At 64.8% G+C, this 24,879-nt stretch carries 22 protein-coding genes; 2 read left to right on the forward strand and 20 right to left on the reverse strand.

Going from position 1 to position 24,879, the window contains the following annotated elements; translation table 11 throughout:
• Positions 1-47 precede the first annotated feature (47 nt).
• The 8 genes from NYE40_RS17835 to NYE40_RS17870 form a co-directional block, all read right to left on the reverse strand.
• Entirely contained in the window at positions 48-1,820 is a 1,773-nt protein-coding gene (locus NYE40_RS17835; RefSeq protein WP_101808009.1) for a sugar-binding domain-containing protein, read from the reverse strand.
• Positions 1,821-1,839: 19 nt separating this feature from the next.
• The gene (locus NYE40_RS17840) at positions 1,840-3,471 is read right to left on the reverse strand and encodes a response regulator (protein ID WP_339278754.1); all 1,632 of its coding nucleotides are present in this window, start codon (positions 3,469-3,471) and stop codon (positions 1,840-1,842) included.
• Positions 3,446-5,290 (reverse strand): sensor histidine kinase, encoded by a 1,845-nt coding sequence (locus NYE40_RS17845; protein WP_052333309.1) that lies wholly within the window; start codon positions 5,288-5,290, stop codon positions 3,446-3,448. The genes NYE40_RS17840 and NYE40_RS17845 overlap by 26 nt, the downstream gene beginning before the upstream one ends.
• 21 nt (positions 5,291-5,311) lie before the next feature.
• Entirely contained in the window at positions 5,312-6,796 is a 1,485-nt protein-coding gene (locus NYE40_RS17850) for an extracellular solute-binding protein (RefSeq protein ID WP_240479027.1), read from the reverse strand.
• Positions 6,797-6,858: 62 nt separating this feature from the next.
• On the reverse strand, positions 6,859-8,604 hold the full coding sequence (locus NYE40_RS17855) for a family 43 glycosylhydrolase (RefSeq protein ID WP_339278755.1): 1,746 nt from the start codon (positions 8,602-8,604) through the stop codon (positions 6,859-6,861).
• Positions 8,605-8,629: 25 nt separating this feature from the next.
• On the reverse strand, positions 8,630-9,469 hold the full coding sequence (locus NYE40_RS17860; protein ID WP_028599185.1) for a carbohydrate ABC transporter permease: 840 nt from the start codon (positions 9,467-9,469) through the stop codon (positions 8,630-8,632).
• Positions 9,470-10,357 carry a sugar ABC transporter permease gene (locus tag NYE40_RS17865; protein WP_028599186.1) on the reverse strand — a complete coding sequence of 296 codons (888 nt, stop codon included), beginning with the start codon at positions 10,355-10,357 and terminating at the stop codon, positions 9,470-9,472.
• A 109-nt stretch (positions 10,358-10,466) separates the two neighbouring features.
• Positions 10,467-11,765: an ABC transporter substrate-binding protein gene (locus tag NYE40_RS17870; RefSeq protein WP_028599187.1), complete on the reverse strand. Its 1,299-nt coding sequence runs from the start codon at positions 11,763-11,765 to the stop codon at positions 10,467-10,469.
• Between the two features lie 235 nt (positions 11,766-12,000).
• Between NYE40_RS17870 and NYE40_RS17875 the strand changes: the two genes are divergently transcribed.
• Both NYE40_RS17875 and NYE40_RS17880 read left to right on the forward strand, forming a co-directional pair.
• The gene (locus NYE40_RS17875) at positions 12,001-12,267 is read left to right on the forward strand and encodes an AbrB/MazE/SpoVT family DNA-binding domain-containing protein (protein ID WP_240479028.1); all 267 of its coding nucleotides are present in this window, start codon (positions 12,001-12,003) and stop codon (positions 12,265-12,267) included.
• Positions 12,264-12,599, forward strand: a complete 336-nt coding sequence (locus NYE40_RS17880; RefSeq protein WP_028599189.1) for a type II toxin-antitoxin system PemK/MazF family toxin — start codon at positions 12,264-12,266, stop codon at positions 12,597-12,599. Before NYE40_RS17875 ends, NYE40_RS17880 begins: the two co-directional genes overlap by 4 nt.
• An 82-nt stretch (positions 12,600-12,681) precedes the next feature.
• Here NYE40_RS17880 and NYE40_RS17885 read toward each other — a convergent pair whose 3' ends face one another.
• The 12 genes from NYE40_RS17885 to NYE40_RS17940 all read right to left on the reverse strand — a co-directional run bounded on the left by NYE40_RS17885 (position 12,682) and on the right by NYE40_RS17940 (position 24,788).
• Positions 12,682-14,100 (reverse strand): family 43 glycosylhydrolase, encoded by a 1,419-nt coding sequence (locus tag NYE40_RS17885; RefSeq protein WP_339278756.1) that lies wholly within the window; start codon positions 14,098-14,100, stop codon positions 12,682-12,684.
• Positions 14,101-14,775: 675 nt separating this feature from the next.
• A complete protein-coding gene (locus tag NYE40_RS17890) occupies positions 14,776-15,549 on the reverse strand; it encodes an alpha/beta fold hydrolase (protein ID WP_339278757.1) in 774 nt (257 codons plus the stop codon).
• A 3-nt stretch (positions 15,550-15,552) separates the two neighbouring features.
• Complete coding sequence (locus NYE40_RS17895) at positions 15,553-15,843, reverse strand: hypothetical protein (protein ID WP_153784099.1); 291 nt, start codon at positions 15,841-15,843, stop codon at positions 15,553-15,555.
• 212 nt (positions 15,844-16,055) lie between these two features.
• A complete protein-coding gene (locus NYE40_RS17900; protein WP_028599193.1) occupies positions 16,056-16,319 on the reverse strand; it encodes a DUF3886 domain-containing protein in 264 nt (87 codons plus the stop codon).
• An 84-nt stretch (positions 16,320-16,403) separates the two neighbouring features.
• Positions 16,404-17,285, reverse strand: coding sequence for a VOC family protein (locus NYE40_RS17905; protein ID WP_339278758.1), 882 nt, complete (start codon positions 17,283-17,285; stop codon positions 16,404-16,406).
• Positions 17,286-17,503: 218 nt separating this feature from the next.
• The gene (locus NYE40_RS17910; RefSeq protein WP_028599195.1) at positions 17,504-19,321 is read right to left on the reverse strand and encodes an APC family permease; all 1,818 of its coding nucleotides are present in this window, start codon (positions 19,319-19,321) and stop codon (positions 17,504-17,506) included.
• A gap of 251 nt (positions 19,322-19,572) precedes the next feature.
• Positions 19,573-19,812 carry a hypothetical protein gene (locus NYE40_RS17915; RefSeq protein WP_028599196.1) on the reverse strand — a complete coding sequence of 80 codons (240 nt, stop codon included), beginning with the start codon at positions 19,810-19,812 and terminating at the stop codon, positions 19,573-19,575.
• 290 nt (positions 19,813-20,102) lie between these two features.
• On the reverse strand, positions 20,103-21,188 hold the full coding sequence (locus tag NYE40_RS17920; protein ID WP_052333310.1) for a glycoside hydrolase family 88 protein: 1,086 nt from the start codon (positions 21,186-21,188) through the stop codon (positions 20,103-20,105).
• Positions 21,189-21,312: 124 nt separating this feature from the next.
• Positions 21,313-22,509 (reverse strand): ABC transporter permease, encoded by a 1,197-nt coding sequence (locus NYE40_RS17925; protein WP_028599197.1) that lies wholly within the window; start codon positions 22,507-22,509, stop codon positions 21,313-21,315.
• Between the two features lie 15 nt (positions 22,510-22,524).
• The gene (locus NYE40_RS17930; protein ID WP_052333311.1) at positions 22,525-23,172 is read right to left on the reverse strand and encodes a TetR/AcrR family transcriptional regulator; all 648 of its coding nucleotides are present in this window, start codon (positions 23,170-23,172) and stop codon (positions 22,525-22,527) included.
• Between the two features lie 150 nt (positions 23,173-23,322).
• Positions 23,323-24,213: an aminoglycoside phosphotransferase family protein gene (locus NYE40_RS17935; protein WP_028599199.1), complete on the reverse strand. Its 891-nt coding sequence runs from the start codon at positions 24,211-24,213 to the stop codon at positions 23,323-23,325.
• Entirely contained in the window at positions 24,213-24,788 is a 576-nt protein-coding gene (locus tag NYE40_RS17940) for a Uma2 family endonuclease (protein WP_028599200.1), read from the reverse strand. Before NYE40_RS17940 ends, NYE40_RS17935 begins: the two co-directional genes overlap by 1 nt.
• Positions 24,789-24,879: the final 91 nt, after the last annotated feature.

The following is a 24,879-nucleotide window of genomic DNA, read 5'->3' on the forward strand; positions in this document are numbered from 1 at the left end:
TCCCTCGCATCGTCCTGTTTTTGCCTTCCTATTCCCGCTGCCCCGCCTCAGCCCTGCGCGTACCGTCCCTCGACGATCGCGCGGATCGTCTCCAGCGGCAGCTTGGGCTGCCGGTCGTACGTCAGCAGGCCGTTGATCTCCTGCTCGACGTCGGTCAGCTGCGTGTAGCACCAGCCCTGCACGACGCCGCCAGCCAGCGGCGAGATGACGTTGTCCAGCCGCTCGGCGAAGTCCTCGTCGCTCGACGCGCCGGAGTAGCCCCAGCCCTCCCAGTCGCTTTTCTTGTAGGCGATGCCGCCGAACTCGGTGACGAGGATCGGCTGTCCCTCGTACGGGAAGCCGTCGACCGCCAGCACGCGGCCGGCCGGCGAGGCGGCGACGGCGCTCTCCGCCGTGGCGTACCGCCGCTCGAGCACGCCCCGCCGCCACTCGTAGTCGTGGATGTTGAACAGGTCGGTGCGCACCATCTCCCAGCCGTCGTTGGAGACGACCGGCCGCGTCGCGTCGAGCGACTTGGTCAGATGGTACATCGCCAGCGCATGCTGCTGCTGGCGCTTGTCGACGGCGATGTTCGGCACGCCCCAGCTCTCGTTGAGCGGCACCCAGGCGACGAGACAAGGATGGTTGTAGTCGCGCTCGACGCTCTCCTGCCACTCCCGCGTGAAGCGGCCGACATACTCCTCGGAGTAGGCGTAGGCGTTGGCCGCCTCGCCCCACACGAGCAGGCCGAGCCGGTCGCACCAGTACAGGTAGCGCGGGTCCTCCAGCTTCTGATGCTTGCGCGCCCCGTTGAAGCCCATGTCCTTGGTCAGCTCGACGTCGCGGCGGATCGCCTCGTCGCTCGGCGGCGTCAGGTTGCCGTCCGGGAAGTAGCCCTGGTCGAGCACGAGCCGCATGAAGTACGGCCGGTTGTTCAGGCACAGCCGCCCGCTCTCCACGGAAATCTTGCGCATGCCGAAATAGCTCTGCACCTCGTCGAGCGTCTTGCCGTCGCCGTCCACGAGCCGCAGCGCGACATCGTACAGCTGTGGCTTCTCCGGCGACCACCAGCGGCCGAGGCCGTGGTCGCTGAAGTCGCCGAGCGCGATGGCGCGCGACTCCTCGCCCCGCCGCACGGAGAACGTGTCGCTCGCCACCGGCTCGCCCTCGAACGAGATGTCGGCGCGCAGCGTCAGCCCGTCCGGCAGCGGACCTTTCACCCAGGAGCGCAGCTCGATGCGGTCGGCGTCGATGTCGGGCGTCAGCTTGATTCGGTCGAGCCGCGTCGCCTCGACGGCCTCCAGCCATACCGTCTGCCAGATGCCGGTCGTGCGGGTGTAGAAGATGCTGGCCGAGTCTTCCTTCCAATACTGCTTGCCGCGCGGCAGCGTCACGTCCCGGCTGTAGTCGGCCGCCCGCACGACGAGCCGCTGCGGCCCGTCTCCCGCCGCCCGCAGCGCGTCCGTGATGTCCGCGCGGAACGGCGTATGGCCGCCCTCGTGCCGGACGACGAGCGCGCCGTTCACCCAGACGCTCGCCTCGTAGTCGACGGCGCCGAAGTGCAGCAGGATGCGCTTGCCGGCGAACGCCTCCGGCAGCTCCAGCTCCCGCCGGTACCAGACGATGTCGTGGAAGCCCGGCTCGGCGATGCCGCTGAGCTTGCTCTGCGGCGCGAACGGCACGACGATGCGCCGCCCGAGCTCCGTCTCTCCCCGCTGCCAGCCGAGGCTCTCGCCCTCGCCGGCGTCGTCGAACTGGAACTCCCATTCCCCGTTCAGATTGATCCATGCCTCGCGGTAAAACTGCGGCCGCGGATGCTCCGCGCGCGGTTGTTCTGCCATGTTGCGAATCCTCCTCGTGTTAGCGGGAGCGCGCCTCGGCGCTCCCTCTCATGCGTTCCCGATATTCCTTCGGCGATGCGCCGGTCCGGCTCTTGAACACCCGGTTGAAATGCCTCACATGGGCGAAGCCCGTCTCCTCGGCGATCGCCTGGATCTTGTCGGAGGTGAGCGCCAGACGGCGCTCGGCCTCGCGCAGCCGCAGTCCGGTCAAATGCTCGACGAACGTCTCGCCGGTGCGCTGCTTGAACAGATTGCTGAAATAGGCCGGATTCAGGTACACCGCCTCCGCCACGTCGCGCAGCGTCAGCGGCTCCCGGTAATGCTCGGCGATGTAGCGCGCCGCAGCCGCCACCGGATCGCGCTCCTGCAGCGCCCGCGCCTGCGCGATCGCCGCCGCGAGCCGGACGAGCAGCTCCTGCAGCCGCTCGGACAGCTCCTCGCGCGAGCTGATCGCGCATACCTCCGCGAGCCGCTTGCCGATGTCCTGGCCGCCGAGCCAGGCGGACGACGCCCTGAGCTCCTCCGCGAGCTCGTAGTAGCGCAGCAGCAGCTTGCACAGCTGCTGGTGGATCGCCTCCGGCGAGCGGGCCGCCTCGCACAGCTCGCCGACCCAGAGGGCCGCCTCGGCGGCAATGCGCTCCGGCGCTCCCTCCAGCACCGCCTGCTCCAGCCGGTCGGCCGAGCGCCGGGCCGCCTCGCCGGCAGCCGAGCCGCGGCCGCCGACCTCGGCGTAGTCGAGCACGCAGTCGCCGCCCGCGATCAGGCGGTGCAGCAGGGCGATCTCCGCCTCGCCGTAGGCGCGCGGGATGCCGCCCAGCCCCTCGGCCGGCGCGCTGACGCCGATCGTCACCGTCAGCCGCGACAGCGACGAGATCTGGCGGCGGATCATTTCCGCCAGCGAGTCCGCGCCGGAGCGCAGCGGCTCCGGCGTCGGCCGGTTCACGAGCGCGACGACCTTCGTCTCCGACAGCACGAAGCTGATGCCTTCCGCATGGCGGTCGAGCATTTCCTGGGCGAACTGCTGGATGTACAGCTGGAACAGCGACGGATCGCCGCTGCGGTAGCGCTCCTCGCCGACCGAATGCTTGTCGAGGTTGATGACGAGGCAGACGAAGTACGGGTGGCGGAAGCTCGCTCCCATCTGCTCCAGCAGCTCCAGCTCGCCGGGCCCGATCCGGCCCGCCAGCAGCGCCTCGGCCAGATGGCCGGCGAGATGGCGGCGCACCTCCGGCTGCGCCTTCCAGCCGGCCTCCGCCCGGCGCTCGGCGCTGCGCCGCGTCCGCAGCTCCTCCCCGAGCCGGCCGAGCACGCGCGCCAGCTCCTCGCGCTCGATCGGCTTCATCAGGTAGTCCCTGGCCCCTTGGCGCATCGACTGCTGCGCGTAGGAGAAGTCGTCGTAGCCGCTGACGACGACGGTCAGCAGGCCGGGCTGGCGGCTGGCGGCGAGCCGCTGCAGCTGGATGCCGTCCATCCGCGGCATGCGGATGTCCGTCAGCAGCACGTCCGGCGCCAGCTCCTCGAGCCGGTCCAGCGCCTCATGGCCGTCGCAGGCTTCCCCGGCGACCGTCCAGTCCTCGCCGAGGCCGCCGATCATTTTGCGGAGCCCTTTGCGGAAGATCGATTCATCATCGACGATCAGGATGCTCGGCATCCGAATCCTCCTCCTTTCCGGTATCGAGCGGCAGCAGCGGCAGCCGCAGCGCGGCGCGGAAGCCCCGGTACGGCATGCTCTCCAGCTGCAGGCCGTACTCCTCTCCATAGTGCAGCACGAGGCGGCGGTGGACGCCCAGCAGTCCGTTGCCGGAGCTGCCGCCGAGCTCGCGCGTATGCCGCAGATGCTCGCGCAGCGCCTCCAGCGCCTCGCCCGTCATGCCGATGCCGTCGTCGGCGACGGCGATGACGAGCGTCTGCCCTTCGGCCGCGGCGCTCAGGACGATCCGGCCTTCGCCGGCGCCCTTGTCGATCGCGTGGTTGATCGCGTTCTCGACGAGCGGCTGCACGAGCAGCGGGATGACCTCGCAGCCGAGCAGCGCCGGATCGGCCTCCAGCGTGAACTTGATGCGCTCCTCGTAGCGCATCTGCTGGATGCTCATGTAGCCGCGCACATGGTCGAGCTCGTCGCCGAGGGTCACCCGCTCCTTGCGCCCGCTCAGGCTGTAGCGCAGCAGGCGGCTGAGGCTGTTGGCCATCGTGATGATCTCGCGATTGCCCTCGATCTCCGCATACATGCTGATCGAGCCGAGCGTGTTGTAGAGGAAATGCGGATTGATCTTGCTCTGCAGCGCGGCGATCTGCGCGTCCTTCTCGCGGATCTCCGTCTCGTAGAGCAGGTAGCCGAGCTCGCTCAGCTTCGCCGTCATTTCGTTGAACGACTGGCCGAGCGCGCCGACCTCGTCGCGCCCCTCGGCCGGGAAGCGCTGGCTCAGGTCGCCGCGCTCGACGCCCCGCATGAGCCGGCTCAGCTTGCGCAGCGGCTGCGTGACGCGGTACGCGATGAACACGTAGAGCAGCAGCGCGAGGCCGACGCAGACGGTGCCGAACAGGATCAGGAACGTGCGCAGCGTGTCGACGTCCTTCATCAGGCTCGCGAGCGGCACGACGCCGACCGTCGTCCAGCCGGTCACCTCCGACTTGAAGCGGGAGACGAGCAGGCCGCGGCCCCGCTCCTCGACCTGGCTCAGCCCGTCGCCTCCGGCGACAAGCGACGCTCCCGCTCCGGCGAGGTCGAGCGGAGCGGCTGCCGCCCCGCCCCCGCCTTTGCGGATGACGAGCTTTCCCTCGTCGTCGGCGATGTACAGCGACTCCTCCGCGTCGAGCTTCACCTTGGAGAGGATCTCGCGGATGAACTTGGGGTCGACGTCGATGACGATATGGCCGAGCGTGCGGCCGCTGTCGAAGCTGCGCAGCTCGCGCGCGATCGAGAACGCCTGGTAGACGATGCCGCCGGTCGAGCGCACATCATGCGTCGGCACGAATACCGGCTCGCCGTAATGGCCCTCGAAGCGGTCGAGCCAGGCGACGCTTTCGTCGAGCTTGTAGGTCGTCACGTACTGGCTCTCCGGCAGGACGACATAGGAGGCGCCGTCGCGGCCGTAGAGCGACACCCCGAGGATGTCGACCCGTCCGTTCAGGAACACCTGCGTCACGAAATTGTTGAGCTCGCTGATCTCCTCGAGCGTGAGCGGCTGCCCCGGCGTCCGCTTGGACTCCAGGAACGCCGTCACCTTGGGATACTGGTACGGCATGACCGTCAGCCGGTTCAGCTCGTTCATATAGGTGTCGATGTTCAGCGTCATCTGCTTGATCGCCTGCAGCTGCGATTCGCCGACCTTGGCCTCCGTCGTCTCCGAGAAGCGGGCGAAGGCGAAGCCGCCCATCAGCCCGAGCGGCAGGACGATGAACACGGCGTTGATGAGGATGAGCTTGCGCGCGAGCTCGAGGCTGCGGAACCAGATGCCGAATGCCTTCATGCTGCCTCTCTCCTTCGCCCGCTACTTGGCCAGCGCCGCGTCGACCGCCGCCTGCGCCCGCCGCAGCGCCTCGGCCGGCGTCTGCTGCCGGTAGATCATCCGCTCCCACTCCTTGATGAGCAGCTCGATCATGCTCCACTGCTTCACCTGGCGCGGCCAGTAGGCGACGTCGTTGGCCACCTCCGCATAGTCGCTGCGGAACTTGAGCCGCGCGTACGCCTCGCTCGCCACGACCTGGCTCGAGCTCGGCACATGGCCGGCCTTGGCCCACAGGTCGCCGTGCTCGACCGCCCACTTGGCGAACGTCAGCGCCGCCGCCCGCTTCTCCGGCGTCAAGCCGGCCTTGGCCGGCAGCGCCAGCGTATGCGTGTCGCCCCAGACGGCGGCATGGTCGTACAGCACGGGGAACGGCACGACCGACAGCTCCAGTCCCGGCGCCTGCTCGAACGCGCCCGTGCCCCACATGCCGGTGACGAGCAGCGCCGCGTCGCCGTCGTGGAACAGCTGGAACGCGTCGTTGATGCCGGACGGGATGAGCTCCTTGCGGTACAGGCTGTCGACGAGCTCCAGCGCCTCGAGCGCCTGCGGATTGTCGAACACCGCCTTGCCGCCGTCCGCGCTGTAGAACGCGCCGCCGCCGTCCATCTGGTTGTACAGGCTCCACCACAGCCATACGGAGTCGATGCGCGTGCTCGGCAGCGCGAGCGGAGCGACGCCGGGCGGACTGCTCGCCTTGAGCCGCTCCAGGAAGCGGAGGAAGCCCTCCTTGCCCGGCTCCAGCAGCGGCTTGCCGTCGTCGCCGAGCAGCCCGGCGCGACGCAGATGCGCCTGGTTGGCGTACAGCACGAGCGCATGCGTGTCGAGCGGCACCGCATAGTGGGCCTGCTCGTAGAGCGTCGATTCGACGATGTTGGCGTTGAACTGGCTCCAGTCCAGCCCCGCCGCGGCCGCCGGCTCGTCCAGCCGCTCGATGTAGCCGTTCTGCACGAACTGCGGCAGGTTCGTCGCATGCACGATCGCCAGATCCGGCGCGTTGCCGGCGAGAATCGCCGTGCGCAGGCGGGAGTAGTAGTCGTCCAGCCGCGAGTTGATCTGCTCGACGCGGATGTCCGGATGCTCCGAGTTGAACGCTTCCACGATATCCGTCATGAAAATGTTGTCGCCGCCGCTGAACGGCGTCCAGTACTCGAGCACGATCGGCTCGACCGCCGGGCCCGGATCGGGCTGCGGCTCGGCCGCCCCGGAGCAGCCCGCCGCGAGCAGCGCCGCCGCCGCTGCGGCCCATCCGAGCCGCCGCCAGCCTCTCCGGCCGATCCAGCCTCTCCAGCCGCCGCTGCCTTTCCAGCCTCTCCAGCCGCCGCTGCCTTTCCAGGCGCTCCTGCCGCCGTCTCCGGCGGCGCGCGCTCCGCTCCGCCGCGCCTTTCCGGCTTCGCAGTCCATGCTGCCGCCCTCGCGCTTCCATCCGTGCCGTCCGCCGCTCCTGCCGAGCTGTCCGCCGCTTCTCATGCGCCATCCCCCTGCCGCTTCATCGTTGTCGCCTTAAGTTTCCTCCGGCAAGGCGGCTGCCGTCAACCGCCGGGACGAATCCAGATGTCGGCAAAGTCGACGCGCAGGCTGCCGGCCCGCGCCGTCAGCTCGATGGCGCTCGCGCCGGCAGGCAGCTTCAGCTCCGCCTCGTACATCCGCAGCTCGCCCCGCTGCTGCGGCTCGATGTCGAGCGTCCGCTTCGCGCCGCCTGCGGATATCTCCAGCTTGGAGCCGTCCGCCGGGTTCAGCACGGCCACGGACACCGTGTACGTGCCGGACTTCGGCACGCGCACGTTCGGCAGCCGCACGCCGGCGCCGGCCTCATGCAGCAGCGCGGCAGCGCCGCGCGAGGCGAACACGTTCTCGTTCTCCTCCGCGCCGCCGAGCATCTCGCCCCATTCCGCCTCGAAGCGCGGCAGCTCCAGCGCCAGCAGCTCCGCTCCGCCGCTCGCCCGCGCCCGCAGCTCGCCGCCGCCCTCCGGCAGCTTCAGCTCGGCGTAGGCATAGCCGACTGCTCCCGTCGCGGTCGGCTCCAGCTCCGCCGTCTCGGCCTTGCCGGCGGAGGAGCTCAGCGAGATGCGTCCCGCGCCGCCCTCCGCCATCCGGTAGTGGAGCAGCACCGGCACGACCGTCTCGACGGTGGAGACGACGTCGCTGAACACAAGCTCCTCGCCGTCCGGCCGCGCGTCCTCCGCCCGCAGGACGCCCATGCCGGACGGCGCCTCGATCGCCGCCTCCAGCGGCTGCGGCGGACCGAAGTCCGGCAGGCCGTCCGCGGTCCAGCCGACCTTGGCGGCGCGCGCCTTGCGGTTCGCCCAGCCGTCGGACTCGCCGCTCGTCGCGTGGTAGACGATCCACGTCTCCGTGCCGTCCGGCGACGCCGCGAACGAGTTGTGCCCCGGCCCGTACACGCCGGCCTCCGCGTCCGGCGCGAGCAGCGGCTTGGGATGCTTGCTCCAGTCCTCCGCCCGCAGCGGATCGCCGCCCTCGCGCAGCGAGAGCGCGCCGATGCTGTAGTACGGCGTCCAGCTGCCGGCGCCGGAATAGACGATATGGACGCGTCCGTCCCGGCGCAGCACCGACTGCCCTTCGTTGATGTACGGCGGTCCGCCGGCCTTTTCCCAGTCCAGGTCGGGACGGCTCAGCAGCACGCGCGGCCCGCTGATCGTGAGCGGATCGCTCATCGGAGCGATGTACGTGTTCTGGGCTTCGTTGACGTCGCCCTCCCAGCCCGACCAGATGAAGTACAGCCGCTCCTCATGCTCCATGACGAGCCCGTCGATCGCCCATTTGTCCGTCTCGTCCGCGATCTTGCCCTTGAAGGCGTATTCGCCCATCGGGTCGTCCGTCGCCGCTTCGAGCGCGTACATGCGGTGGTTGGCGTTGTCGCCGTCGTCGGCCGCGAAGTAGATCAGCCATTTTCCGCGCACATGCTGGATTTCCGGCGCCCACAGGTTCGCCGAGTAGGCGGTGCCGACCGGCGGATGCCAGACGACCTTGCGCTCGGCGGAGCGGAAGTCGAGCGTGCGCGACTTCATGACCATGATGTCCGTGCCGCCATGGGTGAACGTCATGTAGTAGAATCCGCCGTGATGGACGACGCTCGGGTCCGGCGTGTCGATCTCGGCCAGCGTGTTCTTGAACGTGCCGCCGTGTCCGGCGTACGACGCATCCGTCTCATCCGGATGTCCTTGCTTGCTCCACATCCAATAGCCTCCTCCCGCGATCAAAAGCAGGAGCAGCGCCGCCAGCAGCGTCGCCGTCCCTCGATTCCTTTTCAGCCGCATCGCCTCGTTCTCCTTCTAAGCTGCCTTATTTGACGCCGCTGCTCGTAATCGCGCGGACGAACGACTTCTGCCCGAGGATGAAAATGAGCACGACCGGAAGCGCGGCGACCGTCGTCATCGCCATCAGCTTGCCGTAGCTCTGCGTGTAGCTGCCCGTCGCCATCATCGCGATGCCGGCCGTAATCGTGCGCATCTCCGGCGACGTCGTGGCGTAGAGCGGCCAGACGAAGTCGTTGTAGATGCCCATGAACGTGAAGATGCCGAGCGTCACCAGGATCGGCACGGCCGACGGCATGAGGATGCGGGCGTACAGCTGCCATTTGTTGACGCCGTCGATGCGCCCGGCCTCCTCGATCTCCTTGGGGAACGAGAGGAAGAACTGGTACAGCAGGAACACGCCGAACGCGCCCGCCGTCGCCGGCAGGATGAGCGCGGGATACGTGTTGATGAGGCCGAGCGCATTGAACTCCATGTACATCGGCAGGAACGTCAGCACGCCCGGAATCATCAGCGAGGCGATGAACATCGGCAGCAGCAGCCGGCGCAGCGGCAGGTCGGTCAGGCGCGCTAGCGCGAAGGCGGCCATCGAGTCGATGACCAGCACGATCGCCGTGCCGATGGCGCCGACGGACAGCGAGTTGGCGATCCAGCGCAGCACCGGCGTGTTCATCAGCTCGCCGCCGAGCCCTTGCCGGAAGTTGTCGAGCGTCGGCTTGCGCGGCAGGAAGTCCATCCGTCCGGACAGCGCCTCGAAGTCGTTCTTGAAGCCGGTCGAGAGCATCCAGATCAGCGGCAGCACCATGACCGCGGCGATGATCGCGGCCAGCAGGAGAAGGATCGCCTGGTTCCGTTTCGAAGTCGTCATCTAAGCCTTCTCCTTTCGGTTGGTGAGCTTGAACTGCACGACGGACACGGCCATGATGAGCAGCGCCATCAGGATCGCCATCGCCGACGCCGAGCCGACGTCCTTGCGCGCGAACGCCTGGTCGAGCACGTTGATGAGCAGCACGCGCGTCGTGTCGCCCGGCCCTCCGCGCGTCAGCAGGAACGGCTGCGCGTAGATGTTGAACGAGGCGATCGTCGAGGTGATCATGACGAACAGCATGACTGGACGGATCGTCGGCAGCGTCACCGAGACGAACTTCGACCAGGCGCCCGCCCCGTCGATCGAGGCCGCCTCGTACTGCTCCTCCGGCACCTCGTTGAGCGCGTTGATGAAAATGATCATGTTGAAGCCGATCGTCCACCAGATCGTCGCTCCGATCAGCGACACCCACGCCCACGGCGTGTCGGTGAGCCACGGAATGCCGGCGAAGCCGAGCCGCGCGAGCAGGCTGTTGATGAAGCCGGCGTTCGTATCGAGCATCATGAGCCAGATGACGGCCATGACCGACGCCGAGAGCGCGTACGGCAGGAAGTAGAACGTGCGGAACAGCCCGCGCACGCGCGCCGGCAGCGCGTTCAGCAGCATGGCCAGGGCGAGCGCGACGAAGATGAGCAGCGGCACCGAGTAGAGGACGAACTGCGCCGTCGTCCACAGGCCGCGGAAGAACAGGCTGTTCTCGTACGTGCCCGGCGTGAGGATGGAGATGTAGTTGCTCAGGCCGACGAACGCATGCTCGCTCGAGAGCAGCTCGAAGTCCTGGAGGCTGATGACGACCCCGTACAGGATCGGGAACAGCAGGAACAGGCCGAAGCAGGCCAGATAGGGCAGCACGAACAGGAACGAGGTGAGCCGCGAGGTCCATTTCATGGATGGGTCCTTCCTTTCATGGGCAGCGGGCGGGCGAGAAGGAAAGAAGGACGAGAGAGCGCACAGCCCGCTCTGCCGTCCTTCCGCTTTCGCTTCCCGGCAAGCCGGATTATTTCATCGCCTGGCGGGACTTGGCGACCGCGTCGTCCATCGCCTGCTGAGCCGGCTTCTTGCCGAGGATCGCGTTGCTCAGCTCGCCCCACAGCGGCTCGACGATCGTGCCCCAGTTGAGCACGTTCGGCGCGAACTGCACGTCGGCGAAGCTGCCGGCGACCGTGCTCTGGAACTCCAGCGCCTTGAACTCCGGCGATTCCAGCACCTTGTTGGAAGCGACCGCCTGGCCGGACTCCGCCCAAGCGAGCGAGTCGCCGGAGACGAACTTGAGGAAGTCGCCGATCGCGGCGAGCTTATCCGCATCCGTGACCGCCTTCGGCACGACGAAGCCGTGCGAGCCGGCGTAGACCGCTTTTTTCGCCTTGCCGATCTGCGGCATGACGGCGACGCCGTAGTTCAGGCCGGCTTCGTCGAACTGCGATTTCATCCACGGACCGTTGAACTGGATCGCGTTTTTGCCTTGGAGGAACAGCGTGTTCTCGCCGTCCTGCTGCACGTTGCCCGGGGAGATGCCCTTCTCGACCATATCCCGCAGCCATTGCACCATCTCGACCGCCTCCGGCGAGTTGTACGCCACGTCGGAGCCGTTCCACAGCTCGCCGCCGTTCTGCCAGACGAGCGAAGGGAAGATGAACTGCTGCGGCCACAGCGTCGGCACGACGTAGCCGTAAACGCCTTTGTCCTTGTTCGTCAGCTTCTCGACGGCGGCGTCGAACTCGGCGCGGTTCGTCGGCGGAGCGGAGATGCCGGCTTGCTCGAACAGATCCTTGTTGTAGTACATGACGGCCGGGTGGATGTCGAGCGGGATCGTGTACAGCTTGCTGTCGATCGTCGCGTACTTGATCGGCGCCTCGGCGAAGTCCGCGGCGTTGATGCCGGCCTGGGACGCCAGGTCGTCGACCGGCTGCAGCTGATCCTTGCTCTGGTACGTCGGCACGGAGTCGACGTGCATGATCATCAGGTCGGGCCGCTCCTTGCCGGTGCTGAGCGCGACGTCGAGCTGCTTGTAGTACTCGCCGTTCGGCTGGATGACGAATTTCACCTTGTAGGCGTCCTGCGAGCTGTTGTATTGGTCCACGATCTTTTTCATGAACGGGCCGTCCGAGCCGGAGAAAGGAGACCAGAACAGAATTTCCGTCGCTTTGCCGCTTCCTCCTCCGGAGGACTGATTTTCGGCCGCGCTGCCGCTGCCGTTTCCATTTCCGTTTCCGTTGCCCGAGCAGGCGGTGGCCAGAAGCGGCACCATCAGCGTCATGGCGAGGATCGAGGCTTTTTTCCGGTTGCGTTTGCTCATCCGAGATACTCCCCTTTTATGTCGGTCTTCCACGAGCGAGGCTCGTTGGATAGCCTTATCGTAAGGGAAGGAGGCGCTTCGAAAAATGGCGCTTCTACAGATGAAGTGGACATTTTTACAGGTCCTGTCTTGGGAAAGAGGAATCTAAACCCGCTTATTTGTATATCCTGTGGATATACAATTTGGGAGGTGAGCGATATAATTGAGCCATCAAATACGAAGGGATAGGGTCCTTATGACGACGGTAACGCTCAGCCGTTGGGGCAACAGCAGCGGCATCCGAATTCCGAACCAGTTTCTCAAGAGGATGAATCTGGTCGAAGGCGCGGAAATGGAAGCCGTGCTGACGGAAGATAATTGCATCTTGCTGCGTCCACTGAATCAGACGGATGCGAACGAACAATTGCGGGAGCATCTGAACATGCTGCTCTCGAAAATCAAGCCGGATTCCTCGCGGCATGAGGAGATCGACTTGGGAATCGAAGGAGACGAGCTCATTTGACCTTTCCCGCACGCGGCGATCTCGTCTGGCTCGATTTTGATCCGCAGGCAGGCAGAGAGCAGGCAGGCCGCCGCCCCGCCCTTGTCTTGTCGGAAGCTTTGTTCAACGAGCTTACCGGCTTTGCCGTTGTATGTCCCATCACCAATCAAGCCAAAGACTATGCGTTTGAAGTGCCGATTCCGGAAGGCCTGGCGTTTTCCGGAGTTGTCCTGACCGATCAATTCAAGAGCCTTGACGTTCGGAAAAGGAAGATCAAGGTCGTCGGGAACGCGGCGCCGGAATCGGACTTTTTCAAGAGCGTGCTTCAGAATGTCCGCTCCATTTTGGCTTGACCCTCATCTTTCGATGGACTCCGATGGAGTCGTTCCAAAAACAAGACGCTGCGCCGGCATCCCTCGAGGCTGCCGGCTTCGGTCAGAGGCTCGGGAACAGATCCAGGCTGTCGATCTCGGCGTAGTTGCTGACGCGGGTGAAGCGCACCGTGTTCGAGCCGGCGTTCAGATAGACCTTGGCCGTGGACGTCCCCCAGTTGTTCCAGCCGGAGTAGGCGACATAGAAGTTCGAGGCCGCTCCGCCGTTCACCGACAGCCCGTGGATCGCCCACGGCTGGCCGCTCGTGCCGTTGCCGGTGCGCGCCGCGAGCACGTACCAGCCTGCCGCAGGAGCGCTGACCGTGAACTGCACGTAGCTCGCCGCCGTATCGATGTAGCCGACCTTGCGGCCGCCGGAGGCGCTGGCCTCGTTGGTCGCCGCCGCGCCGCCTCCGAGCGCGGCGTTCTCCGCCTCATAGCGCTCGCGGGACGGCTCGCCGGACGGAACGGCGATCGGCGCATTCGGCGCGGCGGGGGAGCCGAGGTTCGGCGTATTGTCGGCGTTCCAGCCGAACTTCTGCGCGCGCACCTGGCGCGTCCAGCCGGCGCCCTGCCAGCGGGCGGAGTGGTAGACGATCCAGTCCTCGGCGCCGTCCGGGGACTTGGTGAAGCTGTGGTGGCCGGGGCCGTAGATGCCGTTCGCGCTGGCGAAGATCGGCGTGCTCTTTTTCGTCCAGGACGAAGCGTTCAGCAGGTTCGCGGACGTGCCGGCGGTGATGAGGCCGAGGCAGTAGCCGTCGGTCCAGCTGCCGCTCGCCGAGTAGACGAGGCTGATCGTGCTGCCGCGCACGATGACCTGCGGGCCCTCGTTGACCTGCGGCGTCGTGTTCGTCTCCCAGCTGTACGTCGGCGTGGCGATGCGCGTGCGCGCGCTGCTGATCGTCCATGGGTTGCTCATCTGCGCAATGTACAGATGCTGCTTGTCGTTGACCGTTCCCTCCCAGCCCGACCAGAGGAAGTAGCGGCTGCCGCCGACGGTCAGCACGGTGCCGTCGATCGCCCAGCGGTCGGTCGCGTCGCTGATCTTGCCCTTGAGCGTCCAGCTGCCGGTCAGCGGATTGGCGCTGGCGTTCTCCAGGACGTACATGCGATGGTTCTCGTTGCTGCCGTTGTCGGCGGCGAAGTAGACGTACCATTTGCCGTCGAGATAGTGCAGCTCGGGCGCCCATAGGTTGGAGCTGTACATCGTGCCTGCGGGCGGCGTCCAGACGACGGCGCTCTCGCCGGCGTCGATGCCGCTGATCGTCCTGGAGCGGGACAGCGTGATGTTGCCGCCCGTCGTCTGCGTGTAATAGTAGTAGCCGTCCGTATGCTTGTACATCCATGGATCGGCGCCGTCCTGCTTGATGACGTTGAAGAAGGTCGAGACCGGGGCGGCATGCGCGCGCTCGGCGCCGAGCGGCAGCACCAGCGTGACGGCGAGGAAGCAGGCGAGGGCCATCAGGGCGAAGCGTTTGATCATGATCGATTCCTCCTTGGGATGGTCGCATATGCGAGATGCGCCAAGCCCAGTCTACTCGGTTCAGGGAAGCGCTTCCAGGACATCCTTTTGCAGATGCCGGACGTATTTCTAGATCGTGGAATGGAAATGTCCGCAAATGGGCAAGCCGACCGGCTCTAGACGGAATCGGCATCGTCCATCTGGAACGATTCAGCGGCGGCTCGAGCGGCCGAAGCAATTCTCTTGCCGAAGCCAGGGAGCTGACGACGAATCAGATCGTTAGCAGGTTGAAATGACGCCATTTCCATGCCTAACGACGCGTGGCGGGCTTAGCCGTTAAAAAGACGAAAAAAATGAGCGAAATGGGGGCGTCGGAGCGGTTTAAGCGTATGACGCGTCGTTAGTCGATCATGAAGGCGGAATATGGGTCTCTAAGCGCACCAGGGATCGTTGCCGCGGAATGCCGTCAGCCGCGCAGCAGTTCAGCTGCTAGTCGGCATCATTCCGGCTGCTGGCTTGCAAGCCAGCACGGAAACGGCAAGCGAACCGGCCTGGCCGCAACGAAGCTTCTCCGCCAGGCGAGCCGCGCCGTCAAGAAAATGATGCAACGCAAACGAGACGAAGCCGCTTCCTGCGGCTTCGTCTCGTTTGCTGCTTCCATTCCTCTACGCCATGCGCCTTGCGGGAGGACCGCTTTCACGGCAGGCTTTCCAGCCACGCGGCCATCGCTTCGGCGGTGTGACGCGCCTGCGCGCCTGCAGGGAGAGTCGACTTGCCGTCGCCCCGCTGCTCGCCGTAAGCGCCGAAGCCGGCATGATTGCCGCCCTCGATCGGCACATACGCCGTGTCCGGCGGCAGCCAGCGCTTCGCCTGGCCCCAATCGCCGCGGTCCATCACCTCGTCGTTCGTCGCGAACACGGACAGAGCCTTCAGGCCGCTGCCGTTCAGGTCGCCCTTGGGGTCGGGGTAGGAGGCGAGGAAAAACACGCCCGCCAGCCGGTCCGGATGCTCCGCCGCATATCGGGCCGCCATCACGCCGCCGAGGGAATGGCCGCCGATGACAAAGCTCCCGTCCCGAGCCGAGTCCAGCACCCCGTCGGCGCGGCTCCCTCCCAGCACGGCGAGGTCGAGCGGCATGCGGATGAGATAGGCCGGGTAGCCTCGGCGGGAGAGCTCAAGCGCCAGCGGCGCGTAGCTGCGCTCATCGACAAGCGCTCCGGGATACAGCAGGACGGACGGGCTCTTGCGATCGCCTGTCGGGACAAAGGCGATAAAGGAGTCGGTTTGCTCGACCTCGACGTCGGCTGCCCGCAGCGCTTCCTCGGCCTCGGCAGCGGGACCGTAGCTCAGCGCCTTCAGCACGATCAGTCCGGCCGCAGCCAGCAGGAGCAGCGAGGCGCCGATCCACATCGCCGCCTTGGTGCTGCGCCGGCGCTTCGGGCGGGACTGGGAGTTGGCAAATTCGCTCATCGTCTAGACATGGAGCGAGCCGGCCGTCTCCGCGCCGCCGATCGAGCAGGCGAGGATCGCCGCATCGAGCAGCTCCAGCTCGCCGGCGAGCGCCGCGCGCTTGCGCTCGAACTGCTGCAGATGCAGCACCCCCGTCTCGTCCTCCGGGTAGCGCTCGACATATTGGCGCATCTCGGCCAGCGTCAGCTCAAGCTCCTCCAGATCCCCAAGCTCGGCCTGGCTGGCGGCAAAGCCTTGGCTCAGCCGATCGTCCTGCATCCTGTATTCGTTCATCGTCATCATGATGGAATTCATCGTTGTCGTACCTCCTGATTTCTCGCGTTCGTTTCGGTCCGGATGGGCTCGTTTCGCTCCGAGCCGGGCAGCCCTCGCTGCCGTCCGCTTCCTTTATTACCACCGCGAGCCCGAGTGAAACAACGAAAAGGCCCTCCCTTATGGAAGGGAAGGGCCTTGCCGGAAAGGAAAGGGTCCATCCGCCGCAGACCATGCGGAAAAAGGGCTCGATTCTACTTGAATTTCTTCCAGTCCATGCTGCTGTTCTCAAGCAGATACTCCATGCTGCTCTCGTTGCGCTTCTGCTCGGCCTTGCGCGCTTCTTCGGCGCGACGGCGCTCTTCCTCGCGGACGCGCTCCTGCTCCGCGCGCATGTCTCCCGCCTGGTTCTTCAGGCGGTCGACGAGCTCCGCCGGCAGCAGATCCTTCAGCGTCGCCGGCTTCGCCGCCGCTTCCGGACGCGGCTCCGGCGCGCGGCCCCGATTCTTTTTGGCCATATTGCGGCATCCTCCCCTCGCGTCTAGCTTGCTCGCAGGCGATTATACCACAGCGCGCCCCTCCCGGCATCTGCCGCGCTCGGCTCAGCCGATCGACAGGCGCAGCGTGATGCCGGAAGGATCGACGACCTCAAGGCCGCCCTCCGCCTCGCGAACGTCGACGCCGCCTGCCCGCAGCCGGTCCGCCGCCGCCAGGCGCGCCGCCTCGTCCGGGAACAGGATCGTGGCGAACTTCAGGCCGACGGCGTTCTCCGGCGGATGCTTGGCGCCTCGTCCGGCCCAGATGTTGAGCCCGATATGATGGTGATAGCCGCCGGCGGAGATGAACAGCGCCCCCATCGACTGCCAGCCGTCGACGATCAGATCGAAGCCGAGCAGGCCGCAGTAGAACTGGCGAGCCGCCTCCAGATCCGCCACATGGAAATGGACATGGCCGATGACCGTGCCGTCCGGCAGCCCTTCCCACGGCTGGCCCTCCGCCAGCGCGAGCAAGCCCTCGACGTCGACCGGATCGGTGCCCATCCGCACATGACCGCTCTCGTCGTACGTCCACTCGCTGCGCGGACGGTCGCGGTAGATCTCGATGCCGTTGCCGTCGGGATCGGTGATGTACAGCGCCTCGCTCACCCAGTGGTCGCCCTGGCCGATGTGGATGCCCGCCTCGGCCATGTTGCGAAGCACGAGCCCGAGCGACCGGCGATCCGGCACGAGCACCGCGAAATGATACAGTCCGGCCGCCGAGCGGCGGTCGACCGCCGCGGCATCCGGCCTTTCCTCCAGCTCCAGCAGCGCCTCGTCCGAGCCGGCATGGCCCAGCGCGGCCTCGCCGCCGCTGCGGCTCAGTACGCGGAAGCCGAGGATGTCGCGATAATAGGCGATGGAACGGTCCAGGTCGCGGATCTTGAGCCGGACCTTGCCGATGCGGACGGCAGGATCGATCGAGCCCTGCAAAGGATTGTTCATCATGGATGCACCTCATTAGTTACTTATTTTTAGTTAGTATAATACATTAAGTAAATAGATGCAATCGTCTGCGGATCCGATTCGTTCCCATGAAAAAGGGACGCTGCGAGCAGCGCCCGCCTCGTCCCTTTTCGGCTCTTCCCTATCGTATCCATTTCGAGCGGCTTCATTCAAAGTCGAGCCGGCCGCAGGAGATCGGAGCGGAGCGCTCTTGTCTCTCGTCAATGCTTCAAATGATAAGGGACCGTCGCGATGACGATGTCCTTGCGGTTGAACAAATACGTCCGCAGCAGCAGGCCGGTCTGGTTGTGCAGGATGTGCTGCCACCAGTGCTTCGTCACGAACTGCGGGATGAGGATCGTAATATGGTCGGTCTCCGCCGTCTTCCACTCGACCGTGTCGATGAACTTGAGCAGCGGCCGCGTGATGCTGCGGTAGCTGGACCGCAGCACGATCAGGCGCACGCCAGGGTTCCACTCCGCCCACTTGGCCTCCATCCGCTCGATGGAGTCGTCGTCGAAGCCGACGTAGACGGCGACGACGTTGTCCGTGAGCGACTTGGCGTAGCCGATCGAGTTGCTCACGACGCGCGTGATGCCGGCGACCGGCACGACGACCGTGCTGCCTTTGATGACCGGCTTGTCGGCGGCGAGGTCGATGCGCAGCTCGTCGGCGACTTTGACGTAGTGGCGATGGATGCGCAGGAACAGCCACATGACGACCGGCAGGAAGACGAACACCATCCACACCTGGGAGAACTTCGTGAAGATGAAGATGAGCGTAATGCCCAGCGTCGTCAGCATGCCGACCGTATTGATCGCGAGCTTGCCTCCCCAGCCCTTGGGCCGCAGCCGCACCCAGCGCACCATCATGCCGAGCTGCGACAGCGTGAACGGGATGAACACGCCGACGGCGTACAGCGGGATCAAGTTCTCCGTATCGCCGCCGAACAGCACGACGAGCACGATCGAGAACGCGGCGAGGAATAGAATGCCGTTGGAAAAGCCGAGCCGGTCGCCGCGCACCATGAACGCATGCGGCATGTATTTGTCCTTGGCCAGCATGAACGCCAGCAGCGGGAACGCCGAATACGCCGTATTGGCCGCCAGGAACAGGATGAGCGCCGTCACGCCCTGGATGAAATAGTACAGGAAGCCGCGGCCGAACGTCGAGGCGGCGATCTGCGACACGACCGTCTCGTTGTGGCTCGGCGTGATGCCGTACCAATACGCCAGCACGCTGATGCCGAGGAACATGCCGCCGAGGATGAGGCCCATCATGACGAGCGTCGCGGCGGCGTTGCGCTCGGCCGGCTGCTTGAAGTTCGGAATGGCGTTGGACACCGCCTCGACCCCGGTCAGCGCCGAGCAGCCGGAGCTGAACGCCTTGAGCAGCAGGAACAGGCTGACGTTGCTGACGGCCGTGCCGAGCTCCGGAATGTCGGGATGGGCTCCGCCGGTCAGGTAGCGGATGACGCCGGAGACGATAAGCACGAAGATGGATACGACGAACAGATAGATCGGAATCGCGAGCACCGAGGCCGACTCGGTGACGCCGCGCAGGTTCATGAGCGTGAGGAACAGGATGACGACCGTCGCGATCAGCACTCGGTGGTCGTGCAGCGACGGGAACGCCGACGTGATCGCATCGGTGCCGGCGGAGGCGCTGACCGCGACGGTAAGGATGTAGTCGATCAGCAGCGAGCCGCCGGCCAGCAGGCCGGTCGTCGTGCCAAGGTTGTTCTTGGCCACGACATAGGCGCCGCCGCCCATCGGATAGGCGAAGATCGTCTGGCGATACGACAGGATGAGGATCAGCAGCAGGCCGAGCACCGCGATCGAGATCGGGATGCTGTACCAGACCGCGGCGAAGCCGGCGACCATCAAGGCGATCAGGATCTGCTCCGTGCCGTAGGCGACGGAGGACAAAGCGTCCGAGGACAGGATGGCGAGCGCCTTAAGCCGCCCCAGCTTCTCTCCTTCGAGCTCCTTGCTTTTCATCGGCCGGCCGATCAGCAGCCGTTTCATTCGGTTTGCCATCATGCTTGCTTTCCCCTTTGCGCGCGCTGCGCCTTGACATGGTTGAGTGCTGGCGGCCCCGTCTGCGCCGGAGCCATGATGTATCTTACACCCGGCCCTTATCGCTGTAAATAAACATTTACACCTAAGCTTCTTGCTTCTCTCCTTTCAACCGAAAACCATCCTTCCGAAACGCAATTCGAGCCGTCCCGTTCGGCCTGAACGCGCCGAAGAGCCCTTGCAGCCGGCAAGAGCTCTTCGGCGGAGGCGGCTCAATGACTGGACTTGTCGTCCTTCTCGTTGCCGTGCTTGAAGTTTCCGGTCAGCTTGGCCATGACGAGCTGCGTTCCTTTATGGTCCTGGCCTGCAATCGCGCTCAAGAACCTGTCGCTTGCCTTGCCGGCGAGAGTCTTTACATGTTTGCCATTCCAATAGAGGAATATCCCGTTGTTTTTGGTGCGCTTATAGGTAAATATTTCTTCGTTCAGACGGCCGCGCTTGTCGATTGCCATGTCGTTCCTGCTCCTTTATTCTGCATCTCCCTCCATCATAGAGGCGCGTCTCTTCCCCCGCGAGGCCCGATTCGGCTTAACCTGTTTTCCACCGGCAGTTTCATTTGTAAACGAGATGTAACGGGATTGAGATTTTTTCTTCAGGTTGGTTTAAGATTCGATGCTTAAAATGAACACATGACCCCCCTTTGAATAGAGCATCATCTTGGGCTCGCCGGCTGCCACCGGCGGGCCGCTTTTTTTCCCCGCAAGCAAAAACGCCGGCGGGATCCGCCGACGCTGTTGTCCTTCTATTCCGTTGCGCTTGCCGCCTCTTCTTCCGCCGGCCCGGCCGCTGCGGCTTCATTCCGCTTTGCCGCCCGCTGGATGACGGACGAGAGGAGCGCGAGCGCCAGTCCCTGGCCCCAGCCCTGCGCCCATTTGCGGTCGATCTGAAGATAAGCGTCGACGTCGTTCATGACGGCGGTGCCGCCCGACACGTTTCGGACCCGCCCGTTGTCGGCGATATTCGCCAGCACGCCGTCGAGAGCCTTTTGAACGTACTTCGTATGAAGCGGGTTGCCCTGCTGGACCATCGCCGCGGCGATGCCCGCTGTCGCCGACACCTCGCCGTACGCATCCGGGCAGTCCAGCACCGTCCCCCACAGGCCGTCGTCCTTCTGAAGCTTCTTGAGCGCTGCGAGCTGGTCGCGCAACGAGCTCCAGATATGCATCATCGGCGGATACAGGTAGCCCTCCGGCACCTCGCCGGCGGCTCGGGACATCGTATAGGCCGCCCAGGCGTTCGCGCGCGCCCAGTGGATGCCGGACATATGGTTCTGGTGGACGTGGGTGTAGCCGTGGTACCAGAGGCCGTTGTCCTCGTCCTGCAAGTAGTTGATGTGCCACAGGAACTGATGCAGCCCGTCATGGATCAGCCGCTTCTCGTTCAGCTTGACGCCGACGCGCAGCATGAAGTACGCCGCCATGAACAGCGTATCCGCCCAGCACTGCTCCGGAAAGTCGTTTTTGGACGACACGGTATGCTGCAGCACCCGGTCGCCGAACCGCAGCGCGCGATTTTCCAAATAATCGATCTTGCTCAGGATGATGTCGAGGTATTTCTGATCCTTCGTCTCCTCGTACAGAGTGAGCAGCATATGCCCCATGGCGCAGGTGTTCACCGTCCAGCCGGGCAGGCCGACCTCGATATACTCGTCGACCCAGCGGATCATCCGCTCCAGATACGTCTTGTCGCCCGTCGCCTCGTATGCCCGGCTGACGCCGTAAAACGCGACGCCGCCCGGCCAGTCCCAGGTCAGATCCATCCCGAACGTATAGTCGACCACCCGATCCGCCACCTGGTTCAGCCGGTCCGCGGAAGCCAGTATGTTCATCCGTCCAAGCCCTCCATTTCCTGAAAAGCATGCGGACATTCGGCCTGCTCCGTCCGCATGCTGTCGTTTGTAATGGATTATAACGGCTTCACGAGCGGGATGACATACAGATATCCGACTTGTTTCAGCGAAAAGCAGAGTCTTGGCGGCGGCGCTTCTCGGCTGCGCCGGACTTGAGAGCCGAAGCGAGCGTGACGGCGGCTCCGCCCGCTCCGATCCAGGTCAGCGCGGCGACGGCATGATTCCAGCTCAGTCCTTTGCCAAAGAAGAACAGCTCCCGAAGTCCGTCGACCATAAACCGCATCGGCAGCCAAGGATGGATCCAGTCCCGGTAGAACGGCGACATCATCTCCGGAGCCAGAGCGAGCAGCGGAGCGCCGAAGAACAGCATCAGCGCGAACACGGCGATGCCCTTGAGCCCCAGCCAGGACACCACGGCCGTGATGAGCAGGAAAAAGCTGAAGAAGGCAAGCGCGAGGAACAAAGCCGTATCGACGAACTGCGGAATCGCAAGCCCGATCATAGCCTCCGCGATCCAGGCGAAGCCGAAGCCGACGAGCAGCGCCACGACGGCTCCCGCGCCGATGTGGACGAGCTTCGTCGCGAGCGACCGCTTGCGATCGGAGGCCGCGGATTTGCCGAATGCCAGGAACAGGACGGCGGAGCAGGCCATGCTCGCCATCCAGAGAGGCTGGAACAGCGAGATCGGCGCGTTGCCGTTTGCGCTTTTCGTGCCGATCTCGTTGACGTTCGTCACCTTCTTGGCGATCGGAACGGCCAGCGCGGCCGCCTGGTCGGGCGACAGCGTCGCTCCCTGGGCTTGGAACGCATCCAGCACCTGCGCGCGGATCTTCTCGCTCAACGTATCGACGACGCCGTTCAGCACTTGGCCGGCCGCGGTAGCCGCCGCCGCGTTCAAGCCCTGATTGAGGTAGATCCGAAGCTCCGGCGACGAGGGAGACGGAGTCCGCAGCGAAGCCTGCTTGGCGCTGAAATCCTGCGGGATGACGAGCGCGGCATAATAGTCCTTGTCGTTCAGGCCTTGCCGCGCCGCGTCCTCATCCTTCACGACGACCCACTCGACAGCCGGCTCCTCGCCGGGGGCCGTCGGCGCTTGCCGGATCGTCTCGACGATCGTCTCGCCCATATTGAGCTTCGGCTGGCCGGAGATCTCGACTCCCTGATCCTCGTTGACGACGGCGATCGGCAGCTGCCGAGGCTTGATCTGCACGCTCGGGAACAGCGTGAGCGAGAATACGAATACGATCAGCAGCGCGATGACCGGCGCGAGCAGGACGAGCTTTTTTTCTTTGGCTTGCATGTCAGGATCCTCCCTTTAGATAGACGATGGATTTCCAATTCCGCGGAGCAGGAAGCGGACCGCTTCCTCGATCTCCTCGTCCTCGATGACGTCCTGGTTCAGGAGCACGAGGCGCGAAGCGAAAAATCCGCCGACGAACGTGAACAGATTTTTGAGCAGCATAGCTGGAGGCAGTTCAATGAGCTCCCCCCGCTGCTGGAACAGCTCGATGACCGGAATGAGCCGGGAAGCCGCGACATCGGCCAGATAGGGCAGGATGTCGTTTTTGAGCTCTTCCTTGTAGATCAGCTCCTTGATCAGGACGCGGAGGATGTCCTTGTTCTCCAGCGCGAAATCGACCCGGTTGCGGATGAACGCCCGCAGGAACCCTTCGAGCGACGAGTTGGTGCGGACGATGCTTCCAATGACCTCTTCCGCCATGACCGGAAAGATTTCCTTGACGCGAGGGACGAGCAGATGAAGCAGCAGCTTCTCCTTCGTCCCGTATTGCTTGAAGATGCTCGCCTCCGACACCTCGGCCGCTTTTGCGATTTCCGCCGTCGAGGTATTGGAATAGCCCTTTTCGGCGAACAATTGAATGGCCGCCTCGACGATCCGCTCCTGCTTGACCGTCAGCTTGGATGCGCCGGAGAGCAGGATTTCCTGGAACAGGTTGCTGGTCAACCTCCGTTCACCTCATTCTTCCCGATTCAAAAGTAAGTACTTACTCACTGGGTTATATCACTCCGCTGCGCAACGGTCAAGAGCGCTCGGCGCCGGATGCCGGCCCCGAACGCTGTCCCCCTCCTATCGGCCCGGATAGCCGACGATCCGTCAGCTCCGCCGGCCGCGATGCTCCGCCGCGATCTCATCGATTACGCGCCTGCCCCATTCGGACAGCTCCGAGCCTTTTTCATGCCACTCGTAGGTGATGAGCGCCTTCCAGAGCGCCCAGCCGCGGGCGCGGTCGATCACGCCCTCGTCGGCGGCCATGCGCCCCAGGAACACGGCTCTGCTTGGGGCATCAAAAAAATTCCATGCCATCACCAAATCGCTGGACCGGTCGCCGACGCCCATCGTGCCGAAGTCGATGACGCCGCTCAGGCGGCCGCCGCTCGCCAGCAGGTTGCCGACCGCGACGTCTCCATGCAGCCAGACCGGCTGGCCGGAGAACGGCGCCGCCAGCGCCCTCTCCCAGACCTCAGTCAGCAGCGCGGCATCGAACGGAGCGCCCGGCCTCGCCAGCACGGAGCGGGCATCGTCTTCATAAACCGCGAGATCGCCGCCGCGATGAAAATTCTGCTCGCCTGCCGGCACGCCGTCCGTCGCGTCGATGGCCTCCAGCTCCAGCAGGAAAGCGGCAAGATCCTCGGCGAACTCGATTTTATCGCGAATCGCGGCACGGGAGACCGGCTCGCCGGCCAGCCAGCGATTGACCGACCAGGGCAGCGGATACTCCTCATCCGGCTCGCCCTTGGCGACGGGCACGGTGATCGGCAGCGTCAGATGCGGCTGAAAGACGGGGAGCCATTTCTGCTCCTTTTCCACGGCGGATGCGTAGCGCTCATGGCTCGGCAGGCGGACGGCCAGCTCCGGACCGAGGCGGAACGTGCGGTTGTCATGGCCGCTCTCGTCGACCGGACGCACCTCCAGACGGCTCCACTGGGGGAACTGGCGGGCGATCAGCCTCTGGACGAGGTCGGAGGTGATGCCGATCGTCCCCATCAGGCATCCGCCTCCAAGCGGAACAGCTCTTCCAGCTGGACTTGAAACCCTTCGAATACAAAGGAGGGCACGCTGCCCTTATCCATATACAGCTCCTTGACCTTGTACTCGCCATCTGCCAGCGCAAACACATGGACGGCACGGTTGCCTGGGTCTACGATCCAATATTCGGCGACGCCATATTTTTGGTACAGCTCGAATTTCTCATTGAAGTCCTTGAGGGCGGTGGACGGCGACAAGACCTCGATGACCAGCGTCGGGGCTCCATGACAGCCCTTTTTCCCGATCTGATCCTTGGCGCATACGACGGAGAGATCCGGCTGCACCACATGATCGGGCGAGCGGTAATCACCGCTTTCGCTGAGAAAGACATCGAAGGGAGCGACGAAGACTTGGCAGCTTCTGCGCTGGAAGTAAGCTCGCAAAGCGAAATGGAGCTCTCCGACGACGGACTGATGGAGCGGTGTAGGGGCGGGAGACATGCTGTACGCCTTCCCGTTGATCCATTCCCAGTTTCCTTCCCATGTCTGCCAGTCCTGGTAGCTGTAGACGGCTTTTTCGTCCGGAAATGACATCGGTCTCTCCTCCTTCGAGTTCCTGCATCCTCGGATCGTTCTAGGGAAAGTATACCCCATCTCTTCAGGGACTGCACTTGCCCCCATCCCT

The organism is Paenibacillus sp. FSL W8-1187, from assembly GCF_037965485.1.
Classification (GTDB): Bacteria; Bacillota; Bacilli; order Paenibacillales; family Paenibacillaceae; genus Paenibacillus_O; species Paenibacillus_O pasadenensis.

Excerpts from the sequence above, each read along its gene's own strand:
- NYE40_RS17835 (WP_101808009.1), bottom strand. The coding sequence starts at position 1,820 with ATGGCAGAACAACCGCGCGCGGAGCATCCGCGGCCGCAGTTTTACCGC.
- NYE40_RS17840 (WP_339278754.1), bottom strand. The coding sequence starts at position 3,471 with ATGCCGAGCATCCTGATCGTCGATGATGAATCGATCTTCCGCAAAGGG.
- NYE40_RS17845 (WP_052333309.1), bottom strand. The coding sequence starts at position 5,290 with ATGAAGGCATTCGGCATCTGGTTCCGCAGCCTCGAGCTCGCGCGCAAG.
- NYE40_RS17850 (WP_240479027.1), bottom strand. The coding sequence starts at position 6,796 with ATGAGAAGCGGCGGACAGCTCGGCAGGAGCGGCGGACGGCACGGATGG.
- NYE40_RS17855 (WP_339278755.1), bottom strand. The coding sequence starts at position 8,604 with ATGCGGCTGAAAAGGAATCGAGGGACGGCGACGCTGCTGGCGGCGCTG.
- NYE40_RS17860 (WP_028599185.1), bottom strand. The coding sequence starts at position 9,469 with ATGACGACTTCGAAACGGAACCAGGCGATCCTTCTCCTGCTGGCCGCG.
- NYE40_RS17865 (WP_028599186.1), bottom strand. The coding sequence starts at position 10,357 with ATGAAATGGACCTCGCGGCTCACCTCGTTCCTGTTCGTGCTGCCCTAT.
- NYE40_RS17870 (WP_028599187.1), bottom strand. The coding sequence starts at position 11,765 with ATGAGCAAACGCAACCGGAAAAAAGCCTCGATCCTCGCCATGACGCTG.
- NYE40_RS17875 (WP_240479028.1), top strand. The coding sequence starts at position 12,001 with ATGACGACGGTAACGCTCAGCCGTTGGGGCAACAGCAGCGGCATCCGA.
- NYE40_RS17885 (WP_339278756.1), bottom strand. The coding sequence starts at position 14,100 with ATGATCAAACGCTTCGCCCTGATGGCCCTCGCCTGCTTCCTCGCCGTC.
- NYE40_RS17890 (WP_339278757.1), bottom strand. The coding sequence starts at position 15,549 with ATGAGCGAATTTGCCAACTCCCAGTCCCGCCCGAAGCGCCGGCGCAGC.
- NYE40_RS17895 (WP_153784099.1), bottom strand. The coding sequence starts at position 15,843 with ATGAATTCCATCATGATGACGATGAACGAATACAGGATGCAGGACGAT.
- NYE40_RS17900 (WP_028599193.1), bottom strand. The coding sequence starts at position 16,319 with ATGGCCAAAAAGAATCGGGGCCGCGCGCCGGAGCCGCGTCCGGAAGCG.
- NYE40_RS17905 (WP_339278758.1), bottom strand. The coding sequence starts at position 17,285 with ATGATGAACAATCCTTTGCAGGGCTCGATCGATCCTGCCGTCCGCATC.
- NYE40_RS17910 (WP_028599195.1), bottom strand. The coding sequence starts at position 19,321 with ATGGCAAACCGAATGAAACGGCTGCTGATCGGCCGGCCGATGAAAAGC.
- NYE40_RS17915 (WP_028599196.1), bottom strand. The coding sequence starts at position 19,812 with ATGGCAATCGACAAGCGCGGCCGTCTGAACGAAGAAATATTTACCTAT.
- NYE40_RS17920 (WP_052333310.1), bottom strand. The coding sequence starts at position 21,188 with ATGAACATACTGGCTTCCGCGGACCGGCTGAACCAGGTGGCGGATCGG.
- NYE40_RS17925 (WP_028599197.1), bottom strand. The coding sequence starts at position 22,509 with ATGCAAGCCAAAGAAAAAAAGCTCGTCCTGCTCGCGCCGGTCATCGCG.
- NYE40_RS17935 (WP_028599199.1), bottom strand. The coding sequence starts at position 24,213 with ATGGGGACGATCGGCATCACCTCCGACCTCGTCCAGAGGCTGATCGCC.
- NYE40_RS17940 (WP_028599200.1), bottom strand. The coding sequence starts at position 24,788 with ATGTCATTTCCGGACGAAAAAGCCGTCTACAGCTACCAGGACTGGCAG.